The sequence below is a fragment of the Streptomyces sp. AC555_RSS877 genome (assembly GCF_019049245.1).
GTDB lineage: Bacteria > Actinomycetota > Actinomycetes > Streptomycetales > Streptomycetaceae > Streptomyces.
Window position 1 is genome coordinate 55,182 of sequence record NZ_JAGMUK010000088.1, and the last position, 23,104, is coordinate 78,285.

General features: G+C 71.7%; 16 protein-coding genes. 4 read left to right on the plus strand and 12 right to left on the minus strand.

The window, feature by feature from the left end:
• The first annotated feature begins 55 nt into the window (after window positions 1–55).
• Together KUM49_RS34595 and KUM49_RS34600 are read left to right on the plus strand one after the other, a co-directional pair.
• A complete protein-coding gene (locus KUM49_RS34595; RefSeq protein WP_217240920.1) occupies window positions 56–1,396 on the plus strand; it encodes an MFS transporter in 1,341 nt (446 codons plus the stop codon).
• A 51-nt stretch (window positions 1,397–1,447) separates the two neighbouring features.
• Window positions 1,448–2,677 (plus strand): cytochrome P450, encoded by a 1,230-nt coding sequence (locus KUM49_RS34600; protein ID WP_217240921.1) that lies wholly within the window; start codon window positions 1,448–1,450, stop codon window positions 2,675–2,677.
• 286 nt (window positions 2,678–2,963) lie between these two features.
• Here KUM49_RS34600 and KUM49_RS34605 read toward each other — a convergent pair whose 3' ends face one another.
• The 9 genes from KUM49_RS34605 to KUM49_RS34645 form a co-directional block, all read right to left on the minus strand.
• The gene (locus tag KUM49_RS34605) at window positions 2,964–4,268 is read right to left on the minus strand and encodes an NAD(P)/FAD-dependent oxidoreductase (protein WP_217240922.1); all 1,305 of its coding nucleotides are present in this window, start codon (window positions 4,266–4,268) and stop codon (window positions 2,964–2,966) included.
• A 64-nt stretch (window positions 4,269–4,332) separates the two neighbouring features.
• Window positions 4,333–5,343, minus strand: a complete 1,011-nt coding sequence (locus KUM49_RS34610) for a zinc-binding dehydrogenase (RefSeq protein WP_308406897.1) — start codon at window positions 5,341–5,343, stop codon at window positions 4,333–4,335.
• Window positions 5,344–5,375: 32 nt separating this feature from the next.
• On the minus strand, window positions 5,376–6,869 hold the full coding sequence (locus tag KUM49_RS34615; RefSeq protein ID WP_308406898.1) for an aldehyde dehydrogenase family protein: 1,494 nt from the start codon (window positions 6,867–6,869) through the stop codon (window positions 5,376–5,378).
• Window positions 6,870–6,922: 53 nt separating this feature from the next.
• Window positions 6,923–8,464, minus strand: coding sequence for a GMC family oxidoreductase (locus tag KUM49_RS34620; protein ID WP_217240923.1), 1,542 nt, complete (start codon window positions 8,462–8,464; stop codon window positions 6,923–6,925).
• A gap of 62 nt (window positions 8,465–8,526) precedes the next feature.
• Window positions 8,527–9,771, minus strand: a complete 1,245-nt coding sequence (locus KUM49_RS34625) for a cytochrome P450 (protein ID WP_217240924.1) — start codon at window positions 9,769–9,771, stop codon at window positions 8,527–8,529.
• A gap of 118 nt (window positions 9,772–9,889) precedes the next feature.
• A complete protein-coding gene (locus KUM49_RS34630) occupies window positions 9,890–11,254 on the minus strand; it encodes an aspartate kinase (protein ID WP_217240925.1) in 1,365 nt (454 codons plus the stop codon).
• A 102-nt stretch (window positions 11,255–11,356) separates the two neighbouring features.
• Window positions 11,357–12,469 carry a 3-dehydroquinate synthase II family protein gene (locus tag KUM49_RS34635; protein ID WP_217240926.1) on the minus strand — a complete coding sequence of 371 codons (1,113 nt, stop codon included), beginning with the start codon at window positions 12,467–12,469 and terminating at the stop codon, window positions 11,357–11,359.
• Window positions 12,470–12,584: 115 nt separating this feature from the next.
• A complete protein-coding gene (locus tag KUM49_RS34640; protein ID WP_217240927.1) occupies window positions 12,585–13,418 on the minus strand; it encodes a 2-amino-3,7-dideoxy-D-threo-hept-6-ulosonate synthase in 834 nt (277 codons plus the stop codon).
• A 178-nt stretch (window positions 13,419–13,596) separates the two neighbouring features.
• The gene (locus KUM49_RS34645; protein WP_217240928.1) at window positions 13,597–14,661 is read right to left on the minus strand and encodes a ParB N-terminal domain-containing protein; all 1,065 of its coding nucleotides are present in this window, start codon (window positions 14,659–14,661) and stop codon (window positions 13,597–13,599) included.
• Window positions 14,662–15,322: 661 nt separating this feature from the next.
• Between KUM49_RS34645 and car the strand changes: the two genes are divergently transcribed.
• Entirely contained in the window at window positions 15,323–18,835 is a 3,513-nt protein-coding gene (gene car, locus KUM49_RS34650) for a carboxylic acid reductase (RefSeq protein WP_308406899.1), read from the plus strand.
• A 138-nt stretch (window positions 18,836–18,973) separates the two neighbouring features.
• Window positions 18,974–19,579, plus strand: coding sequence for a TetR/AcrR family transcriptional regulator (locus tag KUM49_RS34655; RefSeq protein WP_217240930.1), 606 nt, complete (start codon window positions 18,974–18,976; stop codon window positions 19,577–19,579).
• An 86-nt stretch (window positions 19,580–19,665) separates the two neighbouring features.
• Here KUM49_RS34655 and KUM49_RS34660 read toward each other — a convergent pair whose 3' ends face one another.
• The 3 genes from KUM49_RS34660 to KUM49_RS34670 all read right to left on the minus strand — a co-directional run bounded on the left by KUM49_RS34660 (window position 19,666) and on the right by KUM49_RS34670 (window position 23,008).
• The gene (locus KUM49_RS34660; RefSeq protein ID WP_217240931.1) at window positions 19,666–20,409 is read right to left on the minus strand and encodes an HAD family phosphatase; all 744 of its coding nucleotides are present in this window, start codon (window positions 20,407–20,409) and stop codon (window positions 19,666–19,668) included.
• Entirely contained in the window at window positions 20,406–21,641 is a 1,236-nt protein-coding gene (locus KUM49_RS34665) for an acyl-CoA dehydrogenase family protein (RefSeq protein ID WP_217240932.1), read from the minus strand. Before KUM49_RS34665 ends, KUM49_RS34660 begins: the two co-directional genes overlap by 4 nt.
• A gap of 305 nt (window positions 21,642–21,946) precedes the next feature.
• On the minus strand, window positions 21,947–23,008 hold the full coding sequence (locus KUM49_RS34670) for a ScbA/BarX family gamma-butyrolactone biosynthesis protein (protein ID WP_217240933.1): 1,062 nt from the start codon (window positions 23,006–23,008) through the stop codon (window positions 21,947–21,949).
• Between the last annotated feature and the right edge of the window lie 96 nt (window positions 23,009–23,104).

Below are 23,104 nucleotides of genomic sequence, written 5' to 3' on the forward strand. Positions count from 1 at the left end.
GCCCTCGGACCCACCACCTCACCGGCACCGTCCACCACTGAGGCTCGGAGACGCCATGAATCATGTCCTCACATCCGAGGGGCAGCGCAGAAGCGCCGTACTGAGCAGCCTCATCGGCAACAGCATCGAGTTCTACGAGTTCCTCATCTACGGGGCGTTCTCGTCGCTGTATTTCGGCAAACTGTTCTTCCCCTCCTTCGCCCCCGCCACCGGAACGCTGCTGTCCCTGTCGACCTTCGCGGTCGCGTTCGTGGGCAGGCCCCTGGGCGCCCTCGTCTTCGGGCACTTCGGGGACCGACTGGGCCGCAGGACGACGCTGATCACCACGCTCACCGTGATGGGCGGCGCGACGGTCCTGATCGGTCTGCTCCCCACCCATCAGACGATCGGCGTCGCCGCTCCGATCCTGCTGACGGTCCTCCGGTTCGTCCAGGGGTGCTCGCTCGGCGGGGAGTCCAGCGGCGGATTCCTGATGGCGCTGGAGAACGCCCAGCCGGACAAGCGGGGCTTCCTCACCGCGATCGTCGGCACCGGAAACGCCTGGGGGCTGCTGCTGGCCAACGGCGTCCTGCTGCTCGTCACATTGCTGCCGGACCGACAGGTGCTGTCGTGGGGGTGGCGACTGCCGTTCCTGGTCAGCGCGGTGCTCGTGGCCTTCGCGCTGCGCGTCCGGCTGCGGCTGGCGGAGACCCCCGAGTTCGAGCAGGTGCAGTCCGCGGGCGCGGTCCGGACCGTACCGGCGCTCGAGGTCGTGTCGCGGCACGGTCTGCTCACGCTGTGCGCGTCGCTGTCGGCGCTCCCGATGTTCCTGGTGTTCTACCTCGGTTCGGTGTTCTCGCTCACCTACGCGTCGACCATCCATGTGAGCCGGTCTCAGATGCTGACGCTGCTCGCCGGGTCGTGCGTCTTCCTGATCGTCGCCATGCCCTTTTTCGGCCGGCTGGGTGACCGCCGCAACCGCAAGGCAGTCTTCGTCGGCGGCATCGTGGTCATGACGGCGGCCCCGTTCGCCTGGTTCCCGCTGCTCGGGACCAGGTCCTTCCCGCTGATGGCGCTCGGCTTCCTGGCGCTGTTCGCCGGGTTCGCCGCCAACTACGGCGTGCAAGGGGCGTTCTACCCGCAGCTGTTCCCCACGGCGCTGCGGTACTCCGGGATGTCCATCAGCTACAACGTGGGCGGTCTGCTCGGCGGCGCCGTCAGCCCGCTCATCGCCACCTCCCTGCTCGGCAAGTACCACAGCTGGACGCCCATCGCCCTGTACATGGCGGCGGCCGGCGTGATCGGCCTGGCGGCATCGATGTTCCTGCGGGAGCGCCTCGCCGACTCGCCCGTGCAACACCCCGCTGCCGCACCGGCGGTGGCCGCGCCTGCCGAGGTCGCCACCGCCAGGAGCTGAGCGGAACGGCGCGCGCATATCCCCGTTCGATCCCCAGTGAGGAAGTCCCCGATGTCGTCCCTGTCCACGACCAGTTGCCCCGTTCTCGATCCCACCGGCCGGGCCATGCACGCCGAGGCCACCTCGCTGCGCGAGGCGCCGGCCGTGCTCGTGGAGCTTCCCGGACCCGTCCGCGCCTGGGCGGTCACCCGACACAGCGTCATCCAGGCGTTGACCAACGACCCGCGCGTCTCGCGCGACATACGGCAGCACTGGCCCGACCTGACCCACATGCCCGACGGCTGGCCGCTCGCGGCCCTCGCCCTTCAGCAGAGCTTCTTCAACTTCTACGGCGAGGAGCACCGCAGGTCCCGGCGCCGCGTCGCCCCCACGTTCTCACCGCGGCAGGTGGAACGCATGCGCCCGCAGGTCCAGACGACCGCCGACCGCCTGATCGACGCGCTGGCCGCACTGCCCCCGGGAGCCGTCGCCGACATCCGCCAGGCCCTGGCGCTGCCGCTGACCATCACGGTCATCTGCGACCTGTTCGGCGTCCCCGACCACCTGCGCACCAGGATCGGCACAGGGATCGACGCGGTGCTCAACTCGTCGCTCGGGCCGAAGGAGGCGCTGGCCGCCAGCGACAACCTGTACGAGCGCCTGGGCGAACTACTGCGGTACAAGCAGGAGCACCCGGCCGCCGATCTGACCAGCGACCTGCTACTGCCCTCCGACCCCGGTCAGGAACCGATGTCGCAGGACGTGCTGCTGGGCACACTGTTCCTCATGATCGGCGCCGGTTACGAGACCACCGTCAACCTCCTCACCAGCGCCGTCCAGGCCGTGCTCAACCACCCCGAGACCCATACCCGGATCCAGGAGGGGACCATCGGCTGGCAGGACGTCATCGAGGAGACGCTGCGCATCGAGGGACCGATCATGCACATACCGATGCGCTGCGCCCTGGAGGACATCGACCTGGGTGAAGGCGTCGTCATCCGCAAGGGCGATGCGATCACCGTCGCCTTCGCGGCCGCCGGCCGCGACCCGGAGCTGCACCCGCAGTGCCCGGAGCGCTTCGACCCCACGCGGTCCAGCAAGGAACACCTCGCGTTCGGTCACGGGCCCCACTTCTGCCTCGGCGCGCACCTCGCCCGCCTCGAAGCGGACGTCGCCCTCAGCACCCTCTTCAGCCGACTGCCAAACCTCGCTCTGGCGCACCCCGATCAGCAGCCCGCGCGCGTGGAGTCCTTCATCATCAACGGCCCCCTGGGCCTGGAGGTCGTGCCCCGACCGGCATGACGCGCCCCCGCCGTCGGCGTCCGCCTCAGCTTCGTGAGCGGACGCCGGCGGCGCGTCCATGTCGTCGGCCGGGTCGCCCGGCCCGCTCCACCGCTGCGCCGGTCCTGTCCGGCACGGCCACCGACGTGGTGCGGACGTCGGCTCGGCCGACAGCACACGACACACCGGCGGCGCAGCAAGGCGGGGATGCAGCACGACCGGGGCGGAGTCGACGCAGCGGCGCCCGGCGGGAGGACCCGCCGGGCGCCGCTGTTCGCGTCGTGCCGACTGCCGAAGCCGACGGTGGTCAGCCCCAGAGCCGGCCGAGCGCCGCCGGCGAGCGGTGGCGCAGCGTGTTGTCCAGGTGGATGCCGCGGGCGACCCGCTCGGCCTGGATCCGGGTGGAGGCAATGAGCAGCGGCATCACCGAGCCGCCCTCGGGCAGGCCCGCGTAGTACAGCCCCGGCAGGGTGCCGCCCCCCGCGTGGTGCACCGGCATGCCGCTCTCGTCCAGGGCCCTGCGGGGCAGGATGCCGTAGTCGGGCACGAATCCCGTGGCCCAGACGATCGTCGTGATGTTCTGGGCGGCCAGGTCCAGCTTGTCGCCGTAGTCGGCGAACTGTGAGGGGTTGAAGGGGGGTACGGGCGTGCGCTCGGGCACGACCAGGCCGTGCCGCTCTATCGCGGTGTCGATGGCCCTGAGGAGTTCGGTCTCGGCGCGGGCTGCGTCCCGTGCGATCGCGCGGACGTTGTCCTCGAGCAGCAGGATGTCACCCTGCACACCGCGGACGGTGCCGACGAGGGTGACGCCCTTGCAGGCCAGCACCCCGAGGCTGAGGTCGCGGCCGCCGGCCTTGCCACTGAGCACCGACACGCCCGGCAGGACCGGAGAGTCGCCTCGCCCGCCGGACGCGGACTCCAAGTTGCCCTCCAGCGGCAGCAGTTGCAGCCAGTCCAGGACCTGGGCGCCCCGGTAGCGGCGCGGCGAGGTCTTGTGCCGGCCGACCGCGAGGTACACCTGCCGGCCGGCGTCGCGCAGATCCTCGGCGATCTGCTGGCCGCTGTTGCCCGAGCCCACGACGAGCACCGCGCCGGGCGGCAGGGACTGGGGGTCGCGGTAGTAGCGGGTGTGCAGCTGGGTGATCGACACGTCGATCCGGGCGGTCAGCTCGGGCAGGCGCGGCGAGGAGTAGCCGCCGAGGGCGGCGACGACGTTGCGGGCCTCGACGCTCCGGCCGTTCTCCAGGTGGAGCCGGAAGCGTGCGTCGGGGTGTGCAGGGGCGTCGAGGGGTGCCTCCACCGACCGCACGGGTGTGTGCTCGCGCACGTCGATGCCCGCCTCGGCCACGTAGCGCCGCAGCCGCCAGGCGACCTCGCGGGCCGGCATGTATCCCTCGGGGTCGTCTCCGTCGTAGGGCATGCCGGGGAAGGTGACGGTCCGGTTGGGCGTGTTGACGCGCAGGCTCTCCCAGCGCTCCTTCGCCCAGGCCTGGCCGATCTCCCCCCGCTCGAAGACCACCGCCCGGTAGCCGAGCCGGGCGAGTGAGCCCGCGACCGAGCACCCTTGCTGGCCCCCTCCGACGACGGCGGTCTCGACGAACTCGGTCATCATGGCAACGCTCCTGGTCCGCTTGGGAAATGATTTCTCGTCGGGCGGTGGTGCGTCAGCGATCGGTTCACGCGCCGGAGGCGTCGGCCCAGGGCAGCACGACCGTCTTGCCCGTGGCCTGGTCGGTCTCCATCCGGCGGTGGGCGGCCGCGATGTCGTCCAGGGCGAAGACGCGGTCGAGGTTCGGCCGGTAGACGCCCGCCTCGATCGCGTCGACGATCCGCTGCAACAGACCCTGGCCCGTGTTGCCCTTGAGGGTGTCGCTGTGAAAGGCGGTGAGTCTGGTCCCGGTGGGGATCATGGCGATCGGTTCGAAGTCGGGGATCAGCCAGCCGCTGAGCGAACCCGCCACGCATACCGTCCCGCCGCGGCGCACCAGCCGCAGTGAGTCCGGCACGGTGCTGGTCCCCACGAGGTCCAGCACATGTTCCGGGCCGTCGGGCCACAGTGCGTGCACGGTGTCCGCCAGCGGCCGGGCGTCGTCCAGCAGGACGTGGTCTACGCCGGCCGCCTTCAGTGCCTCGGCCTTGTCCCGGTTGCGGGTGGTGGCCGCGATCTCGACGCCGTGGGCAGCGGCGATCTGCGCCGCCGCCAACCCCACCGAGGAGGTCCCGCCGCGGATCAGCAGCCGTCCGCCGCCCTCGGGTGCGATACCCAGGGCGTCCAGGGAGCCGCGCGCGGTCAGGTAGGTCTCGGGCAACGCCGCCAGGACCTCCCACGGCAGGGTGGTGGTCACCGGCATCAGCAGGGCGTTCGGCAGGAGGGCGTACTGCGCGTAGCCGCCGTCGAACTGACGGCCCATCTCCCCCATCACCGCCGCGACAGTCGTCCCGACCGGCAGCAGGGGATCGGTGGAGTCGGCCACGACACCCACGCACTCGATGCCCAGCACGCGGGGGAAGGCGACGCTCGGGGAGTGTCCCTGACGGGTTCTCAGCTCGGAGCGGTTCAGGCCCGCGCCGTGCACGCGTACCAGGCTCCAGCCGTCGCGGACCTCGGGGACGGGCAGGTCGTGGATCTGCAGGACCTCGGGACCGCCCGCCGCGACGCAGACCGCCGCGCGCATCGTCGTACTCACAGGCAACCACCTTGCGGGTGTCCGGGTGCCGGTCAGGCTTCGTCGACGACGTCGAGGGACGGCGCCCAGCGGGGGATCGCCTCGCGGCCGGAGGGCAGGCGCAGGCTGCGGCTGAAGCTGTACTCCTGGAGCGTCTCCAGGGCGTGCTCACGGCCGTATCCGCTGGCGCCGACACCGCCGAACGGCGTGCCGGTGAACGCGCGGTTGTAGTGGTTGACGAACACGATGCCGGCCCGCAGCTCGCGGCTGACCCGCAGGGCGCGCTCGGAGTCGCGGGTGAACACGCCGGCGACCAGGCCGAACTCGGTGCCGTTGGCGATGCGGACGGCCTCGGCCTCGTCACGGAAGGGGATCAGGCACACGACCGGACCGAAGATCTCCTCCTGCGCGATCCGCATGTCGGGGGTGACTCCGGTGAACAGGGTCGGCGGCACGTAGTAGCCGTCGGCCAGCTCCGGGTCGGTGGGCAGGGGTGCCTGCGCGGCGATGGTGGCGCCCTCGCCGACACCGATCTCCAGGTATTCCAGGACCCGCTGTCGCTGCCCGGGACTCACCAGCGGGCCGACGTGGGTACTCGCGTCGGAGCCGGCGCCGACCTTCAACCGCCCGACGGCGGACGCGAGGCGGCGGGCCACCTCGTCGTGCAGGTCGGCGTGGACCAGGACCCGTGAGGAGGCGGTGCATGCTTCGCCCTGGTTGAAGTAGCCGCCCTCGACCGCCCAGGGCAGGGCCGACTCCAGGTCCGCGTCGTCGAAGATGATCAGGGCGTTCTTGCCGCCGAGTTCCAGCAGCGTCGGTGTCAGGTTGTCGGCGGCCGTCCTGATCACGGCCTGACCCGTGGTGGGCGCACCGGTGAAGGAGATCTTGCCGACCAGCTTGTGGCCGGCCAGGTGGGCGCCGATCTCGCCGCCGCCGGGCACGATGTGCACGACGTCGTCCGGCAGCACCGACTGGACCAGCTCGGCGATGCGCAGCACCGACAGCGGTGCCTGCTCCGGCGGCTTCATGACCACGGCGTTGCCTGCCGCCAGGGCGGGGGCGAGCTTGCCCGCCGTGTGCAGCGGGGGCCAGTTGAACGGAACGATCGCGCCCACCACGCCGAACGGCTCGCGCACCGTGACGTCGAGCATGCTGCCCGCGTCGCGGACCTGGCCGGGCATCGCCTCGCACATTCCGGCGAACATCTCGAAGATGGTGACCGCGCCCTCCAGGTCGAACTGGCGCGCCTGGGTGAGGGGCTTGCCGTTGTCGCTGGACTCCAGCGCCGCGATCTCGTCGGCGTGCTCGCGGATCACCTGGGCGACCTTCCACAGCCACTTGCCGCGCTCGCGGGGGGTGCGGGCCTTCCACGCGTGGTGGGCTTCGTGGGCGGTCCTGACCGCCTGGTCCACCCGGTCGGCGTCGGCACCCTGGATGACCGTCAGGGGTCGGCCGGTCGCCGGGTCGTCGACGGTGAACCGGTCGGCCTCGTTCTCGGACGACCAGCGGGTACGCAGGACTTGTACGGCTTCGACGGTCGTGGACACGGGATCCTCCTGATGGTGCGCCGGGCACCCCCGGCTTCGGCTGGTGGTGGGGCTCAGTTGCGCGGGGCAAGTCGTGCGCACAGCACCGAGGCGATCCGCTCGGCGACCACGATGGCGGGGACGTTCGTGGCCACGCGGGGCATCGCCGGGAACACCGAGGCGTCCGCGACGGTCAGTCCCTCGACGCCGCGCACGGCGCCGTCGGCGTCGACCACGGCGGTCGGGTCGTCGGGCCGGCCCATGCGCATCGTGGCGCTGCCGTGGTTGTAGTGCGCCGGTGCGCGGCGGACGGCGTCGGCCAGTTCCCGGTCGCTGATGTCCGGGCCCGGCACCCGCTCGTCGGCCAGCAGGTCGGCCAGCGGGCGGGTGCGGGCCAGACGGCGGGCCAGACGTACGCCGTCGGCGACCCGCTCGGCGTCGTCGACGGCGGTGTAGAGGCCGAGGTCGATCGTCGGCGCGTCCTCGGGGGCGCGCGAGGACAGCCGTACGCTTCCGCGGGAGCGGGGCTGGACGCAGGAGACGAAGAAGACCATGTCCCAGCCGGTGGGGTGGTTCTCGGCCCGCGGCACGAACTGCTCGGGCAGGCTGCCGGCCGGAACCGCCGCCGAGGGCAGGATCTGCACGTCGAAGTCGGGCTCGTCGGGCCCGGTGGCGATGCTGAGGACGCTGCCGAACACCGACCGGGCCTCGGCTGGGGGCGGCTTGGCCGCGTGGACGTTCCAGTAGGCGGGGTGCTCGGTGAGGTTGTGTCCCACTCCGGGAAGGTCGGCCACCACCCCGATGCCGAGCGCCGTCAGGTCGCCGCGGTCGCCGATACCCGAACGCAGGGCGACGGCGGGCGAGTTGTAGGCACCCGCGCTGAGCACGACGTGCCGGGCGGGGATCTCCTCCCCCGTGGCCAGTCGCACGGCCCGGGCCCGGGTGCCGCTGAACAGCACCCGGTCGACCAGCGTCTCGCCGCGCACCTGGAGATTGGGGCGGTCGCGGACCGGGTTGAGGTAGCCGATGGCGGTGCTCAGCCGGACGCCGTCGGCAGCGCTCAGCGGGGTGCGGGCGAAACCAGGCGGGCCGGGCGCGTTGAAGTCGGCGACCTCCGGGTGCCCGAGGCGCACGCCGGCCTGTTGCGCGGCGACGGCGTGCCGGCCGAGGTCGTCCGGGGCTGCCGGCGTCATGCGGTAGGGGCCGCCCAGGCCGTGGTACTTCTCCTCGCCGTACGGGTAGTGCTCCATCTCCTGGTAGAGGGGCAACATCTGCGAATAGCCCCAGGCGGAGCCGGCCGCGGCGGCCCACGCATCGTGGTCGGCGGGCCGGGCCCGCATGGCGACGCAGACGTTGACGGCGGAGGAGCCGCCGATGACGCGGCCCCGTGGAATGGGCACCTCGTTGCCGAAGGCATCCGGGACGGACCTGTAGCCCCAGTCGTAGGTGTACGGGGCGTAGGTGGCGTCCTTGATGTCCGGCGGTGTGTCGTCGGTGGTGGCGAAGTCGGGGCCCGCCTCCAGGAGCAGGACCGAGCGCCGCGGGTCGGCGCTCAGCCGGTGGGCGAGGACGCAGCCGGCGGATCCGCCGCCGATCACGATCACGTCGTAGGTCATGGCGGCCGCCTACCCGGGCCCGGGTCGGCCGGCGACGCGTCGCGGGTCGAGCGCTGGTGCGGTCATGGTGCTGCCTCTCGCGGGGAGGGGACGTTCCAGTGGAGGTGCAGTTCTTCGAATCCGCGCGCGATGACCAGCCGTTCGCGGGTGCGGGAGTCGGCGGGGCCCAGGCGCAGCTCGGGGAGGCGGTCGAAGAGCAGCGGGATGGCGACGCGCAGTTGCAGTCGTGCCAGGGAGGCGCCGAGGCAGGCGTGGACGCCGCGGCCGAAGGCCATCTGGTGCCGGCGGGGCCTGCCGCTGAGGGCGAACTCGTCCGGGTTCTCGAACACGCACGCGTCGCGGTTGGCGGAGCCCCAGTGGACCATCACGCGGTCGCCGGGCACGAGGTGGCGGCCGCCGAGTTCCGTCTCCCGTGTCACGGTGCGGAACAGGCCCTGCACCGGGGACTCGATGCGCAGGATCTCCTCGACCATCGCCTCGGTGGATGCCTCGCCGGCGCGCAGGGCCGCGAGCTGGCGGGGGTTCTGAAGCAGGGTGACCAGGCCGTTGCCGATGGCGCGGGTGACCGTGACGTGCCCCGCGATGATCAGGTTCATCACGATGCGCATCAGTTCCACGTCGTCGAGACCGTGCTCGACGCCGTACTGCGCCAGTGAGGAGGTGAGCGAGTCCTCGCCGGCCCGGTCGGTGTCGTCCAGCAGCCCCATCACGTAGTGCTGCATGGTGACGACGTCGCGGGCCCAGTCGATGCGCTCGGCTGGCTCACCGGTGCCGACGGACAGCTTCAGCCAGTTGGAGCTCCACTGCCGCAGCAGCGGCACGTCCTCGGGCGGCATGCCCAGGATCCGCGCCATGACCATCAGCGGTAGGGGCCAGGCGTAGCCCTCGATGATGTCGGCCCGGCCGTCCGCGGCGAACCGGGCGACGAGCTCATCGGCGGTGTCCCGGACGAAGGGCTCCAGCGCGGCCACGCGCCGCGGCGTGAAGACGCGGTTGACCGCCACGCGCAGCCGGGTGTGCTCCTCGCCGTCGCTCTCGGTCAGGTTCGGCGTCAGCGCCCAGCCTTCGGCCAGGACCTGCTTCACCTCGTCGGACTCGGGTCCTGCAGTGATCCGCACCGCGCTCTCGGAGGAGAACGTCTCGGGGTCGTGGACGACGCGCGCCACGTCCTCGTGGCGGGTGAGGATCCAGATGTCCCGGTCCCGGTCGTGGAGCACCGGGCACTGCGCGCGCATCTGCGCGTAGACGGGGTAGGGGTCGGCCAGTTGCTCGTCGGAGGTGGGGTCGAAGGTCGGTGTGGCGGTCATCGGGGACCCTCCGGCCGCGGCATCCCGGCGGGGCCGCGCGGTGTCGGTCCGCTCGGACGACCGGGGTCGAGTCGGATGACGGACATCGGTGTTCTCCCTCGTGGTGTGGGGACCGGGGTCACTCGGCGGCGGCCAGGGCGGGCATCGCGATGTCGAGCTGCCCGCACCCGGCGGCCAGCGGCCAGGCGGTGCCGGCGTGGTCCGGGTCCGCCGGGTGCGCCAGGGGCGTCACCGGCTCGGACAGGAAGGTGTCGTGGACGGTCTGGGTGGCCGCGGCCAGGTCGCTGCGACCGGTCAGCACGCTGAGCCGGTTGGAGGTGACGTGCAGGTCGGTGCGCGCTGCGCCGACCGAGCGCAGGGCTTCCAGCAGCCGCAACGGTGCGTACGGCCGCCGGCCGATGCCCAGGCCGACGACGGAGAGCCGGGCAAGGTTCGACGTCCAGTGCGCCTCGTCCAGGCGGATGCCGCGGTCGGTGTCGGCCAGCAGTTCGCGCATCTCCTCCACGCTGCCCTCGGGCAATGTGAGCGCGATGTCGCCGGCGTCCTCGGTGCCGAGGTTGCCGTAGCGGCGCAGCTCGACCTCGGTCCCGCGCTCGACCAGTTCACCGAGCAGGCGCAGGACATGGTCCGAGGTGATCCGCCGCAGTACGCAGCGGACCAGGCCGGAGCGCCCCGCGACCCCGGCGATCGGGCGGAGGCGGCCTGCGGGTGTCCAGGACTCCCCGGACGCCGCCCCGGCGGCGCGTCGGCCGTCGCCCACCCAGGTCTGCGGGCCGATCGCGGCACGGTTGGAGCGCACCTTCAGGTCGACGCCGTGGGTACGCGCGTAGTCGACCGAGTCGGAGGCGAGCACCTTGGCACCGCTGACGGCCAGTTCCGCCATCTCCTCGTAGAGCAGGGAGCTGTGCCGACGGGCGCCGGCGACCGTGCGGGGGTCGGCCGTGTAGACGCCGGCGACGTCGGTGACGATCTCGCAGTGGTCCGCGCCGAGGGCTGCGGCCAGGGCGACGCCGGTGGTGTCGGAGCCGCCGCGGCCCAGGGTGGTGCGGGCCCCGGTGGCGATGGACTCGCCCTGGTAGCCCGCGACGACGGGGACGGCTCCCCTGGCCAGCTCCTCGCGAAGCCTGCGCGGGTCCACCGCCACGATCGTGGCCCGGCCGTGGCGGTGGTCGGTGCGGATGCCCGCCTCGGGGCCGCTGAACGAGCGGCTGGCGACGCCCTGGTGATTGAGCGCCAGGGAAACCAGTCCGGCGGACGCGGCCTCGCCCGTGCACAGCAGGGCGTCGAGTTCGCGTACGTCGGGGCGGGTGGTCACCGCGGATGCCAGCCGGAGCAGTCCGTCGGTGGCCCCGCCCATGGCGGACACGACCACCACGACCTGGTTCCCGTCCTCGTGTGCCGCCCGGATCTGCCGTGCCGCTTCGATGACCTTGTCAGGTGTGGCGACCGAGGTTCCGCCGTATTTCTGCACTATGAGCGCCATCTCACGCACTCTCTTCCTTCAGATCCGTGGGACGTGGAGGACGTTGCCCCAGCGCCGCGGTGACCGCCGGTCCCCGGGGCAGTCACGTGACCGGCGCGGGCTCTACTGCTCGTGGAGGAACTCCCGGATCGCGTAGCCGACGTGGCGCTGGTCGGTCATGGTGTGGCCGAGGATGACGTCGCCGGGCCGCAGTTCGGTGAAGTTGTGCACGCTGCCGCCGGGGCCGAGTGCCCGGACGTGCCAGTCGTCCTGGCCGACCATGTCCACGAGTTGGCCGCTGCGGGTGCGGGCCTCGATCCGCAGCATCGGACGGGACTCCATCTTGATCCGGCCCACGATGACCGTGCGCACGCTGCCGTCGGTGCTGACGGCGAGGATCTCCGAGCCGCAGTGCAGCTCGGACAGGTACTGGGTGCGGTTGCCGGGCGTCAGGGTGTAGGAGGACAGAGCGGCCGCGTTCACCCGGAACGGGCGGGTGGGCATGTACGGCAGCGGGTGGGTCTCGCTGCTGACGAGCACCAGGCCGGTGGAGTACGACCCGACCAGGATGCCCTCGTTGGGCCGCAGGTGGGAGCAGGTGTCGACGCAGACCCGGTCGCCCAGGCCGAGGTGGGTGAGCTGGACGATCTCCAGCTCCTCCATCTCCAGCGAGGCACTCTCGCCCCGGGTGACCTGCATCAGCTCGGTGGCGTCGCCGACGCGCTTGGGGGCCAGCAGCACCGCGTCCGAGCCGCGCTCCAGCACAGCGAGGGTGGTGGCCGCGTCCTCGACGTCCTCGACGACGGTGACGATGGAGCCCTTGGCCTTGTCGGCCGCGGCCAGCAGGATCTCCAGCGGGATCTTGCTGGGGTCCTGGCGGAACTCAACGAGGGTCAGCTCTGCCTCGTTGGCGATCCGGCAGGCGAGTTCGAGGCTCTGCTCGTCCAGCACCTTGATCAGGACACCGGAGCGCAGGCCGGGGCGGAGGCCCTCGAACTTCTCCGCGATGCTGTGGTCGGCGATCAGGATGTCGATCACGTCGACGAGCTGGTCGATCAGGGTGGTGGGCGTCTCCCCGGTGACGACGGCGGCCTTCTGCACGTTCGGCGGGACCTTGCCGGCCAGTTCGGGGTCGTCCAGCACCACGGTCTCGATGCCGATGTGGGTGCCTTCCTCGACGATGGCGGTGGCGAGTTCGGAAGCGGTGCCGCGGAGGTCGATCCATGCGGATTTCATGTTCGCACCTTTGCTTGTGGATGGCTTGCCTGTCGTGGTCGCGCCTGGCTGTCGGTGACGGGTCGTCATGGTGTGCGGTGGAGGGATGGCAGGGGGAAGCGGCCGGGGGTGCCTGTCAGACGGTCGCCTCGGACAGCTCCTGGCCCAGGGCGGCCAGGGCTGCGAGCGACCGGGGTCCGGCGTGGACGCGGCGGGCCACCGAGCGGGCCAGGCCGCCCGGGTCCGGCGCCTGGAAGACGTTGCGTCCGACGGCGACGCCGAGCACGCCGGACTCCATCGTGCTGTCGATGCGGTCGAGGAACTTGCCGGTGTCCTCCAGCACGCCGCCGCCGGCGGTGACGACCGGGATCGGGCTGGCCGCGACGACCTCGCGCATCGTCAGGGGCGAGCCGGTGTACGGCAGCTTCACGATGTCGGCGCCGAGGTCAGCCGCGACGTTCGCGGCGTGCGCCAGCAGGACGGGGTCGGCCGGATCGGTGATGCGGGGGCCTCGCGGATAGACCATCGCGAGCAGCGGCAGGCCGAAGCGGGCGCAGTGGCCGGCGACCGCGCCGAGGTCGGTGAGCTGGGCGGCCTCGGTGCTGGATCCCAGGTTGATGTGCACGCTGACGCCGTCGGCGCCCAGGGCGACCGCCTCTTCCACGGCGCCCACCAGGATCTTCGCGTCCGCGTCCGGCGCGAGCTGCGTGCTGCCGTTGAGGTGGACGATCAGTGCCAGCCGCCCGAGCGCATCGGTCGGCAGGAACCGGACACGCCCTTTGTGGACGATGATCCCGTCCACCTCGTTGGCAGCCATCTCCTCGACGAGCCCGGCGAATCCGGCGGCGGAAGCCACCGGGCCGTCGGCCAGCGAGTGGTCGAGCGGAACCAGGAACGTCGTCCCGGAAGCCGAGTGGACAATCCGCTGAACCCGACGGTCCTTTCCGGTCCAGCCGTATACATCGGTCATTTTATTCAACACCCCGTCCCAAACCCAGATGACCAGATCAGTTGTCCGGTGCGCATTCGAAGCGCTTTCTGTGGAAGTTTTTCTGCGGTATTCCCGGTGTTGCCTCAATGACCAAACCAAGGAATTCGCCGACCCGTCAAGCCCTGCGATTTCCGCGCTCTTCAGCGTGTACCGCCGGCTACCTCTGCTCGGGTGGCTTCGACCGGCGCTGCGCCAGGCGCAGGGAAAGGTCCTGCCACGCCTGCACGCTCGCCTGGGCGAGTTCCGCGACGAAGTCGAGGCAGTGGTCGGGCAGGTCGAGGACAAGCCCGTCCTGCGCCTGCGGGTCGATGGCGGCCACCGCGAGGATGCTCAGCAGCAGACGGCCGGACTGGTTGAACCGCAGCGAGGGGTCGGTGCGCAGGGAGCGCAGCAGCGCGGTGGACCTGTCGAGCTTGCCCGGCACCGCGGTCGCGGCCTGCGCACGCGGCGCCTCCGCGTAGCGCGCGGGCGGGGTGCGCAGTCCCTCCGCGTTGCGCGCGGGCGGGGTGCGCCGCTGATCGGGGATCACCGCCCTGGCCTCCCGTTGGAGCTGGTCGCGCACGTCGCGGACGGTGCCCGGGGACACGCCGGCGACCGCGCTCACGGCCCGCAGGGAGGAGGCGGGTTCCCGTAGGAGCATCTCCTTGGCGCGCTCCCGCCCGGCGGCGGCGCTGACGGGCCGTAGGCGGCCGTCCCTGCCGAGCCTGGTCTGCCCGCCGGGCCGCCCGATCGCCTCGCGCAGGGCGGCGATCGTCTTGGGCGAGAGTCCGACGGCCGACGCGATCGCGCGGTTGGACCAGCCCTCCTGTTCGCCAAGGATGCGGGTGCCGGCCGCCTTGCGGTCGGCCAGCGACAACGGCAGTCCGTGCCGTACGTTCAGCCGCACCGCAAGGACGAAGGCGCTCGCGTCGTCGCCGTCGAACCAGCGCGCCCGGATGGCCTCTTCACCTTGTAATTGGGCTGCGCGGACCCGGTGCACGCCGTCGATGACCCGATGGGTACCGCGCTGCACAACGATGGGCGGCAGGTCGGCCTGCGATTCCGCCAGGACTCGTATGTGCTCGCTGTTCTCCCCCGCGGAGCGCGGCGAGTGGGACAGATCGAGCGCCCTGATCGGGATCCATTCCGTGTCCGTGCCGGCGTACCGCGCCTCGGCGTCCACGCGATCCGGAGGGTGGACGTCCGCGTCCCGTCGCTGGAGCACTGCTTCGCTGTCTGTCACGTTCGACCACTCCTCAGCCACACCTGCCGCTGTCGGTCAGGGGCTGCGGAGCCTGTGCGCACTCCGACGGCCCACCAAAAGAATACCTTCTCCAAGGTATTCTTTACAGCGGCCGCGGCACCCGGCCCGGTGTGCAACCGGAGATTTCCCCGGTTGCACACCGGTCGACCGCGGGAGCCGGTGCTGGGGCGCCCCGACCAGGGCAGCAAGGAGAACCCGCCGCCGGCGACAGGGGGCCGTACCGGCAAGCGGACAGACGGAGGCCGCCGCACAGTCTCGGGGGGTGGACCGCGCGGCGGCCGCCGGACGTAGCGCAGCCCGCGCGGCCCACAGTGCGGCGAGGCGACCGCACGGCACCGGATACGGAGCCGCACGCGGTGCGCGGTGATTTCCGTGGGAACCGCGCACCCATCCGCGCAGGAGGAATTCCGAACGGTGCCACGAGCACAATTCCCCGCTTCTCCCCCGCCACCCGACAGCCTGGCGTCCATTTCTTTCCGCACGCTAAGCTGACCGCGCCTTGGCCACCGGAGCCGTCTGCTCCCATGCGCCGGCCCGGCGCGTGGTGGTCTTCTTCGGCTTTCAGCCGGGCTCATGTGCCGGAAAGAATCCGCGGTGACAGAAAGGCGTGGTCATGGGTAATGACTCACCAGGCACCACTGTGCGCGCTTCCACAGGGAAATGCCGGAAGCAGCGCATTGCCGAACTGTTCCGGGCCGAGCCGGAGCTCGCCGACAGCATGCCGGTGGCCGGCATGTTCGAGGAAACCGCCGGACGCGGGCCGCGCCTGTCCGAGATCGTCAGGCGCACCCTCGCGGCGTACGCCGACCGGCCCGCACTCGGCGAGCGGGCCAGGCAGTACGCCAGCGTGGACGGCCGCGTCACCGCGCGGCTGCTGCCCCGGTTCGACACCATCTCGTACGGCGAGCTGTGGAAGCGGCTGAGCGCGGTCGCCGCCGACTGGTACCACCACCCGCAACACCCGCTGCGCGAAGGCGACTTCGTCGCGATCCTGGGTTTCGCCGGCACCGACTACACCACAGTCGATCTGGCGTGCGGCCAGGTCGGGGCGATCGCCGTGCCCCTGCACACCAACGCCTCGGTCGACCACATCCACCACCTGGTGGCGGAGGCCGCCCCGCGTGTCTTCGCCACCAGCGCCGACCGCCTGGCGACCGTGCTCGAAGCGCTGGCCGGGCAGACCTGCGTGCACCGGATCCTCGTCTTCGACCACCGCCCCGAGCTCGCCGAGCACCGAGAGGCGCTGGCGGCCGCCGGCCGGCTGCTGGCCACGACGGGTGCACCGATGTCGCTGGAGTTGCTGTCCGACGTCGTCGGCCGCGCGGACTCGCTGCCGCCGGTGCCCGAACTGCCGCCGGACAGCAGTGCCGACGGCGCGCTGTCGGCATTGGTGTACACCTCCGGCAGCACCGGCACGCCCAAGGGCGTGATGTTCCCGGAGTCGACGGTGTCCCTCATGTGGCGCCCGCCCGCGGGACCCGACAACCAGTACCCGTTGATCACGGCCAACTTCCTGCCGCAGAGCCACCTGGTCGCCAGGAGGCTGGTGATCAAGACGCTGGCGACCGGCGGCACCGCGCACTTCGTGGCCAACAGCGACCTGTCCACCCTCCTGGACGACCTGGCGCTGATCCGGCCGACCGAGATCGCCATGGTGCCGCGGGTCTGCGAGCTGCTCTTCGAGAGCTACCACGCCCAGGTGAACCAGCGAGTGGTGCGCGGCCGGCTGCGCGACGCCGACCACGCCGAGGTGATCGCGCATCTGCGGGACCACGTACTGGGAGGGCGTGTCATCCATGCCCCCTGCGGGTCCGCCCCGCTCGCCCCGGAGCTGGCCGAGTTCCTCCGCGACGCCCTCGACGTCCCACTCCTGGACAGCTACGGCACGACCGAGACCGGTCTGGTCATGCTGGACCACCGCGTGCAGAGCCCTCCGGTAGTGGACTACAAGCTCGTGGACGTCCCCGAACTGGGCTACTCCGCCGCCGACTCTCCCTACCCGCGCGGCGAGCTGCTGGTGAAGACCGCGCTCATCACCCCCGGCTACTACCGGCGCGCCAAGGACACCGCCGAGGTGTTCGACCAGGACGGCTACTACCGCACCGGCGACATCATGGCCGAGACCGCGCCCGGCGAACTGGTCTACGTCGACCGCCGCAGTAACGTACTCAAGCTCTCCCAGGGTGAGTTCGTCGCACTGTCCAAGGTGGAGGCGGCGCTCGTCGCCAGCCCGGTGGTGCGGCAGATCTTCGTGTACGGCAACAGCTCCCGTGCCTACCTGCTCGCCGTGGTGGTGCCCACCCCCGAGGCGATTGCGCAGGCCGGTGACGAAGCGGCACTGAAGGCGGCGATCAGCAGGTCGCTGCAGAGCGTCGCCACGCAGGCCGGACTGGCTCCGTACGAGGTCCCGCGCGACCTGATCGTCGAGACCGTGCCGTTCAGCCAGGACAACGGTCTGCTGACCGACTCGACCAAACAGCTGCGCCCACGGCTGAAGGAGCGGTACGGCGAACGGCTCGAACAGCGCTACGCCGAACTCGCCGCGGGTCAGGCCGCGGAGCTGCGCGCGGTGTGGCAGGACCACGACCGCCCGGTGGCCGAGACGGTCGCCCGCGCCGCGCAGGCGCTGCTGCCGGGGCTCGACATCGAGCCGGACCCGGAGCAGCGCTTCACCGATCTGGGCGGAGACTCGCTGTCGGCACTGTCGTTCGCGAACCTGCTGCGGGAGATCTTCGGCATCGAGGTCTCGGTCGGAACCGTCCTGGGGCCGGCCAACACCCTCGGCGAGATCACCGCCCACGTGGAGCGGCTGCGCGGTGCCGCCGCGGCCCAGCGGGCCACCTTCGCCGTGGTCCACGGCGAGCACGCCCTCTCGGTGCGGGCCGAGGAGCTCACTCTGGACAAGTTCATCGACGCCGCGACCCTCACCGCGAGCACGGCACTCCCCCGACCGGTCGGCGAGCCGCGCACGGTGCTGCTCACCGGGGCCAACGGCTACCTGGGCCGCCTGCTGTGCCTGGAGTGGCTTCAGCAGCTGGCCCCGGTCGGCGGCACACTGGTCTGCCTGGTGCGCGCCACCGACGACAGCGCCGCCCGGCAGCGCCTGGAGAAGTCCCTGGACAGCGGGGACACCGCCCTCAAGAGCCGCTTCGCCGAACTGACGGCCAACGGCTCGCTGCGTGTGCTGGCCGGCGACATCGGCGCGGCGCGTCTGGGCCTTGGCGAGCAGGACTGGCAGCACCTGACCGCGACGGTGGACCTCATCGTGCACCCGGCGGCACTGGTCAACCACGTGCTGCCGTACCGGCAGTTGTTCGAGCCCAACGTGGTCGGCACCGCCGAGGTCGTCCGCGCCGCCCTGACCACCCGGCTGAAGCCGGTCGTGTTCGTGTCCACCGTGTCCGTGGCCGCACACGGCGCGGCCACGGCGGACGAGGACACCGACATCAGGGAGGACAGCCCGGAACGTGCGATCGACGACAGGCACGCGGGCGGCTACGCCACGAGCAAGTGGGCAGGCGAGGTGCTGCTGCGCGAGGCCCACGACCTGTGCGGGCTGCCGGTGACGGTGTTCCGCTCCGGCATGATCCTGGCGCACGCCCGGTACGCCGGGCAGCTCAATGTCCCCGACACCTTCACCCGCCTGCTGCTGAGCCTGATCGCCACCGGGATCGCCCCCGATTCGTTCTACGGCGGCGCAGAGGGCGGCCCGCGCCCGCGGGCGCACTACGACGGGCTGCCGGGGGACTTCGTCGCCGCCGCGGTGGCCGCCCTGGGCTCTGGCACCGACGGGTACCGGACGTTCAACGTGGTCAATCCGCACGACGACGGAATCTCGCTGGACACCGTGGTCGACTGGCTGGCCGACAGCGGAATCAGCGTCCGTCGGGTCAGCGGCCACCGGCAGTGGTGCGAGCAGTTCGAGGCCGCGCTGCATACGCTGCCACAGGCGCAGCGCCCGTACTCCCTGCTGCCGCTGATAGCCGCATGGCGCGAGCCGCTCGTCCCTCGCACGACGTCGGCGCTGCCCACCGAACGGTTCCGCGCAGCGGTGCGCACCGTCGGCATCGGCGCCGAGCGGGACATCCCGCACCTGTCCCGGCCACTGATCGAGAAGTACGTGGCGGACCTGCGGCACCTGGGCCTGATCTAGTGCACCGGTCGTACACGCGCCGCCCGAGCCCGGTCGGCCCGGGCGACGGGTTTCGGCCGATGCGGTGCGTATTGAGGCGCGTTTATCCAACAAGAACATACCTTCGTGAAGGTCTTGTCTCTGGAGTGGAGGATCCGTGTGACTCAGGAGCGTGCGGTCCGCACCCGCGAGCAGGTGCTCAACGCTGCGGCGGAGGAGTTCGCCGCGCACGGCTACATGGGCACGACGCTGCTCGACGTGATCCAGCGCACCGGCATGACCAAGGGCGCGCTGTACGGGCATTTCTCCTCGAAGGAGGAGCTGGCGGCGGCGTTGATCGAGGAGGCCGGGGACGAGCTGAGCTCGCGGGCGGCACGGACCGGCGAGCCGGACGCGGCGGCGGTACGCACGTTGCGGGAGACCGTGCTCGATCTCGCCCGGCACCTCCGCCAGGACACGCGGGCCCGGTCCGCGTTGCGGCTCGCCGTGGAGAGCCCTCACCTGGACCGGCACGACCCCGGGCTGGTCCAGCGGATCTGCCTGCCGCTGACCTGTGCCGTCACGGAGGCACAGGCCGGTGACGGGAGCACCGGCGGATACCCCCCTGAGGCCGTGGCCCGCCTGTTGCTATCGGTCTTCTTCGGGGTTCCTCATCCCGTGCCGCGTGACGACGCCGACGCCGCGCGGCGGTTCGACGACCTGTGGGCGGCCGTGTCCGGGCCACCGAAGGACGGACGGGCCTCCGCCGGCCTGCACGAGCACTGAAGCGCCGGTCCGTCCTCGTCCGGCCGCTCGGCTCCGGTGGAGACGGGCGGACCCCGCCGAGGACGCACGACCATCTGTACGGCCGGTCAAGCGCCGTCCCGGCGAGAGGCGGCGCCGGCCACCGGTCCAGGTGAGAGCAGGGCACGGACGTCGAGCGCGGTGTGGGGGTCCAGCACCCGCGCCCGCGGCAACCGCGCCGTCAGTTCCGCCGAGCCGCCCACGATGACGGGGTGCCCCACCTCCGCCAGCATGGGCAGATCGGACAGGTGGTCCCCATACGCGTAACACCGCGCCGGGTCCACGTTCGGGCAGCGCCGCAGCGTGTCACGGACCGCTGCGCGCTTCGCCTCTCCGATACAGGGATCGCCGACGAGTTGGCCGGTCAGCACTCCATCATGAGTCCCGGGAACCGAGCACAGCAGGCGCGTCGCACCCACTTCGGCGGCGATGGGCGCGAGGACCGCAGGGAACGATCCGGACACCAGGATCACTGCGTCCCCTGCGTCGCGGTGCAGTTCCAGCGCCCGGCGTGTGGCGGCCAGGTAGAAACCGGGAGCCCTCGACCGCTCGGCATACCAGGCCTCGGCCAGCTCCGCGACGCGGGCGGCGGGCTCGCCCGCCCAGGTGCGGTAGTACAGGCGGTTCATGGCTTCCCGGGGAGCGCCGGCGGACGTCCGACGGGACAGGTCCCGGCGGACGTCCGCCGCGAGGCGGGCACCTCGCGTTCCGCGGGTGCCGCAGAAGTAGTACGCGAGGAAGTCGAACATCGACTTCACTGCGATGAGCGTCTCGTCGACGTCGCTGAACACCAGGCGGGCCGACCGGCTCACCGCGGCCCCCTCGGCATCGGCGCCGACCACTCGCCCTCGCCCCAGGCGGCGTACGCGCCGGCCGAGGCGTCCAGCCGCAGGGCGCCGTGCGCCGCCACCGTGTGCGTGTCCCGCCAGGCCCGCTGGACCTCGCTGGTGTCGTCCCGGGCGTGGACACCGCCCGTCCTGAACAGCCGTTCGACGGCCTCCACCAGCAACTCGGCCGCCACCGCGGCGTCGCGCCGGTTGACCGCCTCGACGCGCGGCGCGGTGGGCTCGGCGTCGGCGCTGGCTCCGGCCCGGTCCAGCAGCAGGGCCACGGCGTCGATCTCGGCGGCGGAGCGCGCCAGCACCCGCTGGACGGCCGTGTCACCCAGGGCCGCCGGGCGCCCGGCGGGCGGGGTCGTCGCCCAGCGTGTCCAGAACCGCAGAGCGAGCCGGGCCGCGCCGAGCGCCGGCGCGCAGAACATCGGGCCGCCGGCCAGATGCGCGGGCGCCTGGCGTGCCGGTGAGGCGCCGGGCTCGACCACGGCGGCGAGCACGTCGCCCAGCGGGCAGGCGCGCCGGTCGGGGACGAACACCCCGCGTACGTCGACGGAGTTGCTGCCGGTGCCGCGCAGCCCAGTGCTGCGCCAGGTGTCGAGCACGGTCACCTCGGAGCGCGGCACCGCCAGGACCCAGGCCGCGGCCCGCGCCGGACCGGCGGGGGCGGCCCCGGCCGCGACCGCGGTGTCGTCGACCGGGGTCGCGAGCAGGACCCAGTGGGAGAAGTCCACGCCGCTGACACAGTCCCACCGGCCGTCCAGCAGCCAGCCGCCCGGTAACGGGCGGGCCGTTCCGGCGGGCGGGGCGAGGGCCGCGGCGATCAGGGTGTCGGGGCCCCTCCCCCACAGCTCCCGCTGTCCTTCTTCTGGCAGCCTGGAGGCGTACCGCCCGTGCGCGGCCCAGAGCATGCCGCACCATGCGGCCGAGGGGCACTGTCCGGCGATCAGCGTCGTGGCGGTGATCAGGTCGGCGAAGCCGCCTTCCCGGCCGCCCCATCGGCGGGGCACGAAGTGACGTGCGAGACCTGCCTCTTCGAGCGCGGTCACGACCGCGGGAGCCAGCCGCCTGTCCCGGTCCGCCGCCGAGGCGGCCCGTCCTGCCGCCTGGGCGGCCCGCAGTACGGCGTCCTCGGCGAGCCTTCCGCCTGTTCGTTCCGGATGGGAAAGGCCGGATCGCTGCTTTTCTTGCGGCTCAGCATGATCGAGCATCATTCAGCTCCTTGTCGAGCCGGACGGGGACGTGTAAAAATACTTTCTCAACGGTTTCTTACTTGGAGGTGCGGATGCCGCGAGAGCAGGAACGCTCCCCGCGCACGTCCGCGTCGGCACACACCCCGACACGGGAGGCACTCGCGCCCGTGAAGTCCGGTCCACTGACCGATGGCGCCTCGAGTGCGGCCGTCAGCCGGCCGGCGTGGTCCGCCCAACTCACCGGGTGGGGTAGGCCTTTGGCTCCCCGGTACATCGCAGACCACGGCCGCGATCGAGGGAGGCCCGTCGATCTGTGCTCACCGCTACACCGCGGCGCCGGAGCCGACCACGCCACGGGAGAAAGCGACCTCCTCGGACGCGGCGGACAGTCCTCGATGCAGCCACTCCATGGTGACCGTGGCGACGCTGCCCTCCCCCTGTACGGCCGTGATGCACAGCCTCGTGACGTCCGACGCGATCACCGGCGGCTGCAACTCGGCGCACAACCGCACCGGTTCGTCGAGGTCGGCGAAGGCCGGGCAGTCCATCCGGACGGCGCGCAGCACCGCGCCCGCGGGAGCGTCGTGGCGGCGATGAAGCAGGCAGTGGCCCAGCTGACGGGCGCCTTCCAGGGTGACCATCAGCGGTATGTGGTCTCCCGGGTGATCAAAGAGCACGGCATGGTGAAGATCGACCAGCAGCCGCCACTCCCCCGCCTCCGTGCGGCCCAGCACGCTGTCCTTGGCCCGCAGGCGGCCGACCTCGGCCGCCGCCAGGCGAGTTGCGGCGGAGTGACTGACGCGGGCGGCCTCGTCACAACCCTGCCCCTCCGCCCCCCGCCAGCGCAGCCGCCGGTACAGCCCCTCGTCGACGGCGGAGACGCTCAGCCCGGCCCGGGCGCACTCACGGCCGGCCACGGACACTACTGCGTCCACCTGCATACCGAAGCGCCGGGGCGGTCTGTTCGCCACCCACGACCACTGGACGTCCAGCGTGACGTGCAACGGGGTGTCTCCCACCACGAGCGCGTCGTGGTCCGTGATCTCGAAGTGGGTGTCGCTGCCCACGAAGCGGTGTCCCAGCGGGATCCCGCAGTACTCGTGCGCCAGGTAGACCAAAGCCTGGCGCACCGTTTCGGTCAGCAGCAGCGGGTCGGACACGCCCTGAGCGTCGGGGTAGTACAGCGCGTGGTCCCGAGGCCATTGGGCTCCCACGAGGAACCTGTCCTTGCTCACTTGCAAGGCGTCCGTGATGAAGACCTCCGCGACCGCGGCCCGGTGGACCAGTTGGCGGGAGACTGGTTGAAGGAACTTCAGAGAGGCATCCACTACTGCCGTGCCCGGTTCGCCTGGGACCCTGGTCGACAGTTCGTACAACTGGTCCATGGTCTCTCCCCATTGGGTTAGAGAATACCGTGATGGCGCGATGTGAAAATATACCTTCGCAGAGGTATCTTGCAAGGGAACCAGGTCGTGCGGGGC

What these genes read in the sequence shown, in the direction of transcription:
- KUM49_RS34670 (WP_217240933.1), bottom strand. Translation starts at nt 23,008, where the DNA reads ATGGACCAGTTGTACGAACTGTCGACCAGGGTCCCAGGCGAACCGGGC.
- KUM49_RS34605 (WP_217240922.1), bottom strand. Translation starts at nt 4,268, where the DNA reads ATGATGACCGAGTTCGTCGAGACCGCCGTCGTCGGAGGGGGCCAGCAA.
- KUM49_RS34640 (WP_217240927.1), bottom strand. Translation starts at nt 13,418, where the DNA reads ATGACCGATGTATACGGCTGGACCGGAAAGGACCGTCGGGTTCAGCGG.
- KUM49_RS34665 (WP_217240932.1), bottom strand. Translation starts at nt 21,641, where the DNA reads ATGCTCGATCATGCTGAGCCGCAAGAAAAGCAGCGATCCGGCCTTTCC.
- KUM49_RS34630 (WP_217240925.1), bottom strand. Translation starts at nt 11,254, where the DNA reads ATGGCGCTCATAGTGCAGAAATACGGCGGAACCTCGGTCGCCACACCT.
- KUM49_RS34635 (WP_217240926.1), bottom strand. Translation starts at nt 12,469, where the DNA reads ATGAAATCCGCATGGATCGACCTCCGCGGCACCGCTTCCGAACTCGCC.
- KUM49_RS34620 (WP_217240923.1), bottom strand. Translation starts at nt 8,464, where the DNA reads ATGACCTACGACGTGATCGTGATCGGCGGCGGATCCGCCGGCTGCGTC.
- KUM49_RS34595 (WP_217240920.1), top strand. Translation starts at nt 56, where the DNA reads ATGAATCATGTCCTCACATCCGAGGGGCAGCGCAGAAGCGCCGTACTG.
- KUM49_RS34625 (WP_217240924.1), bottom strand. Translation starts at nt 9,771, where the DNA reads ATGACCGCCACACCGACCTTCGACCCCACCTCCGACGAGCAACTGGCC.
- KUM49_RS34600 (WP_217240921.1), top strand. Translation starts at nt 1,448, where the DNA reads ATGTCGTCCCTGTCCACGACCAGTTGCCCCGTTCTCGATCCCACCGGC.